We start from the raw sequence: 3,529 nt of genomic DNA, 5'->3' as shown, positions 1-3,529 counted from the left end.
CGCTTGCTCCAGTCCGACTTGCGGGGCCGGCGTGTGCTGGTGATCGACGACAACTCGCATGCACGCGCCGTGCTGGCGAACATGCTCACCAGCATGACCTTCACCGCGGACGAGGCGCCTCCGGCGAAGAGGCGCTGGAAATGAATGGTTCAGGCCGCCAAGCTCGGGGAGCGCTACGAGATTGCGTTCATCGACTGGCAGATGCCCGGGCTCGACGGGATCGAGACTGGACGGCGCATCCACGCCTTGGCCGACGGATCCAAGCCGCCGCATCTGGTGATGGTCACCGCCTACGGGCGCGAAGAGGTTCTCAAGCAGGCCGAGGAGAGCGGCTTTGAGAATGTTCTGATCAAGCCCGTCACCTCCTCGATTCTGTTCGACACCGCCGTCGTTGCCCTCGGCGGGGAGGGCGGCGAGATCGAGCCCGCGCAATCCACTCCCGTGATCGAGACCGATATCCTGCGTGGCGCACGGGTGCTCTTGGTGGAGGACAACGAGATCAACCAAGAGGTGGCTATCGGCCAGCTCGAGGACGCCAATATCTTCGTGGACTTGGCCGAGAACGGCGAGCAAGCGATCCGCATGATCGAGAAGAACGACTACGACGTCGTGCTCATGGACATGCAGATGCCCGTCATGGACGGCGTTGCCGCCACGCGCATCTTGCGCTCCGACCGCCGCTATCAGGATCTGCCGATCATCGCCATGACGGCAAACGCCCTCGCGTCCGACCGTGAGCTCTGCCTGAATGTCGGCATGAACGATCACATCGCAAAGCCGATCGATCCCCACCAGCTATTCGGAGTGCTGATGCGCTGGATCCGCAGGGACGGCGGTAACGAACACGCAGATGTGCCTCACGTGTCGCCGCCGCTCAATGCCGCCGAAAGCGGTTCAGCGCCGTTGGCGATACAGGGCATCGACACCGACGCGGGGCTGCGTCTCACCGGCGGTAACCGCGCCCGGTATGAGATTTTATTGCGGATGTTTGTCGAACGGCAGGCCGATACGGTCGGTGTCATACGCCTTGCGTTGTCCGAGGGTGATACGGGCGCCGCCGAACGAGCGGCGCATTCGCTCAAAGGCGTTGCCGCGACGCTTGGCGCCAGCGCGTTGTCGGCTGCCGCGGCGGAGGCTGAGGTTCTGGTCCGGACCGGTCAGGACCCCGAGCAGGCCTTAGAGGCTCTCTCCCTCGCGCTAGAGCCCGTAATCAACGGCATCGAGGCAGCATTGCCGCCGGAGGCGGAAGACGACGCCATCGCCCCGCCGTCGGGCGATCCGAGCACGGTTGTCGCCCCGCTCGCCAGGCTCAAGAAGCTCCTGGAAACAGACGACGGAGAAGCGGCCGATTTCGTCATGGACGCCAAGTCCCAGCTGGCTGGCGTCCTCACGCCCGGCGAAATCAAGAAGCTGTCGGCGCAGGTGGGGAATTTTGAGTTCGACGCCGCGCTTGAGAATTTGTCGGGCATCGCCTCGCGCCTCTCCATCGATCTCGGGGGCGGATCATGACCGGCTCTAACCGAAAGCTCGTCCTGATTGTCGACGATACGCCGACGAATGTTTCGGTCGTCTCCGGCGTGCTCAAGGATCAATACCGGACCAAGGTGGCCACCAACGGCGAGAAGGCTTTGGCGATCGCGACGGCGGAAGAGAAGCCCGATCTCATCCTGCTCGATGTGATGATGCCTGGTATGGACGGGTTCGAGGTGTGCCGCAGGCTCAAAGCGAACCCGGACACACAGGAAATCCCGATCATCTTCCTTACGGCCAAGACCGATTCTGTCGACGAGGAGAATGGCTTCGAGGTCGGCGCGGTAGACTATATTCATAAGCCCTTCTCTGCGCCGATCGTTCTTGCGCGCGTAAAAACGCAACTGGCTTTGCAGGACGCGGTCAGCGAGGCGCAGGATGCGCGTGCCCAAGCCGATCAGTTGCTGCATGCCTTGCTGCCGAAGAAGGCGGCGGACGAGATTCGCAGCTTTGGCACGGTGATCCCGCGGCGCTACGAGAATGTCGCGGTTCTATTTGCGACGTGAGCAACTTCACGGCCTACTGCGACCAGCACGAGCCGGAAGATGTGATCTCGCGGCTCGATGCGCTGTTCGTCATCTTCGAGCGCGTCACTGCCAAACACGGCCTTGAGAAAATCAAGACCATCGGCGATGGGTTCATGGCGGCGGCGGGTCTCTTGCACGAGGTGGAGGACCCCGTCGGTGCGGCGGTGCGCTGCGGTCTGGAAATGGCCTCGACTTTGATCGACGCCCATCTCAGTTGGGAGGTGCGCGTCGGCGTGCATGCGGGCCCGGTGGTGGCCGGAGTTGTTGGTCAGGAGCGCTACCAGTTCGACATCTGGGGCGATACCGTCAACATCGCCGCGCGCATGGTTGGCATGAGTGCGCCGGGCACTGTCGCCGCCACGGCGGAAATCTGGGATCAGCTTCGCTCGACCTTCCACGGGGAGGCCCTTGGCGAGCTCGAAGTCAAAGGCAAAGGCCCGATCTCGATCTTCGGAATCCGGGCGCTGCCCGCGTAGCATGCGCCGGCGGCGGGCACTCCTTCCGGCGTTCCGTCGGGAGTTCTCCCGGTCTGCATCGGGCAGAGAAACCTCCCAAATCGTCGCATTGACGCTGCTTCGCCATGGCGGCTTTACTGGCCGCGCTGGGCATCCTGACCATCAAGAACACCATAGGGAGGAAGGATGTCACTCCACTTCATACGACTCTCGATCGCCATTGCGGCGCTGCTCGCTATTGCCCCTGCGGGCGCGCGTGCCGCCGAGCATGTGGTGAAAATGCTCAACGACAACGGCAAGGGCGAGTACATGGTCTTCGAGCCGAGCTTCATCGAGGCGCGCCTGGCGACACGGTGAAGTTCGTGGCCGTCGACCAGTTCCACAATGCCGAGACGTTGCCGGAGATTTGGCCGGAGGCGCGGCGACGTTCCAAGGTGAACTCTCCAAAGACGTCACGCTCACCGTCGAGAAGCCAGGCGTCTATGGGATCAAGTGCGCACCGCACTATCCCATGGGCATGATGGCGCTCGTCGTCGCCGGCGAGCCCGTCAACAAGGACCAGCTCGGAAACTATGAGCCACCCGCCATGGCCAAGGCGCGCTTCGAGGCCCTTGCGGCCGAGCTACCGCAATAGGCGGAGAAGAGCCGCCGCGGCAAGGCGCCGTGGCGGCTTCTTGTCGGCGTGTGAGGCTAGTCCCTAGAATGGGGGCATGAGCGGACGGCGGGTGTGGGTCTGGACTTGTCTTGTTGGCGTGGTGCTTTTGGGCGCTACGCCCGCAATGGCGTGCGACCTGCCGCCCGGCGAGACGGCGACGATTGCCTCCGTCATCGATGGCGAGACGCTCAAGCTCACGGACGGCCGCGCCGTGCGCCTGCTCGGCGTGAAAGCGCCGTCGCCGCCGCTCGGCTGGAAGGGCGACGCGCCTTGCCGTTCGTGGCGGAGGCGAGGGCGGCACTCGAGCGCCTGACGTCAGGCGCCACGGTCGAGCTCAGATTCGACGCGCGCCGCGAGGATCG

Annotated in this window: 6 protein-coding genes; all 6 read left to right on the top strand. The window is 63.9% G+C overall.

Annotated elements, in window-relative coordinates:
- The first annotated feature begins 144 nt into the window (after positions 1–144).
- The 6 genes from AUC71_RS11855 (at position 145) to AUC71_RS11835 (ending at position 3,480) form a co-directional block, all read left to right on the top strand.
- Positions 145–1,509, top strand: coding sequence for a response regulator (locus tag AUC71_RS11855; RefSeq protein WP_069624431.1), 1,365 nt, complete (start codon positions 145–147; stop codon positions 1,507–1,509).
- Complete coding sequence (locus tag AUC71_RS11850; RefSeq protein WP_069624430.1) at positions 1,506–2,036, top strand: response regulator; 531 nt, start codon at positions 1,506–1,508, stop codon at positions 2,034–2,036. The genes AUC71_RS11855 and AUC71_RS11850 overlap by 4 nt, the downstream gene beginning before the upstream one ends.
- A complete protein-coding gene (locus AUC71_RS11845) occupies positions 2,033–2,533 on the top strand; it encodes an adenylate/guanylate cyclase domain-containing protein (protein WP_069624429.1) in 501 nt (166 codons plus the stop codon). The genes AUC71_RS11850 and AUC71_RS11845 overlap by 4 nt, the downstream gene beginning before the upstream one ends.
- 165 nt (positions 2,534–2,698) lie before the next feature.
- Positions 2,699–2,869, top strand: coding sequence for a cupredoxin domain-containing protein (locus AUC71_RS21320; RefSeq protein WP_244500928.1), 171 nt, complete (start codon positions 2,699–2,701; stop codon positions 2,867–2,869).
- A gap of 49 nt (positions 2,870–2,918) precedes the next feature.
- A complete protein-coding gene (locus tag AUC71_RS21315) occupies positions 2,919–3,146 on the top strand; it encodes a plastocyanin/azurin family copper-binding protein (RefSeq protein ID WP_244500927.1) in 228 nt (75 codons plus the stop codon).
- A 76-nt stretch (positions 3,147–3,222) separates the two neighbouring features.
- Positions 3,223–3,480 (top strand): hypothetical protein, encoded by a 258-nt coding sequence (locus AUC71_RS11835; protein WP_141701648.1) that lies wholly within the window; start codon positions 3,223–3,225, stop codon positions 3,478–3,480.
- Positions 3,481–3,529: the final 49 nt, after the last annotated feature.

The sequence above is a fragment of the Methyloceanibacter marginalis genome (assembly GCF_001723295.1).
Taxonomy (GTDB): domain Bacteria; phylum Pseudomonadota; class Alphaproteobacteria; order Rhizobiales; family Methyloligellaceae; genus Methyloceanibacter; species Methyloceanibacter marginalis.
The sequence above is the reverse complement of the archived record's forward strand: the minus strand, read 5'-3'. Positions and strand labels throughout refer to the sequence as shown.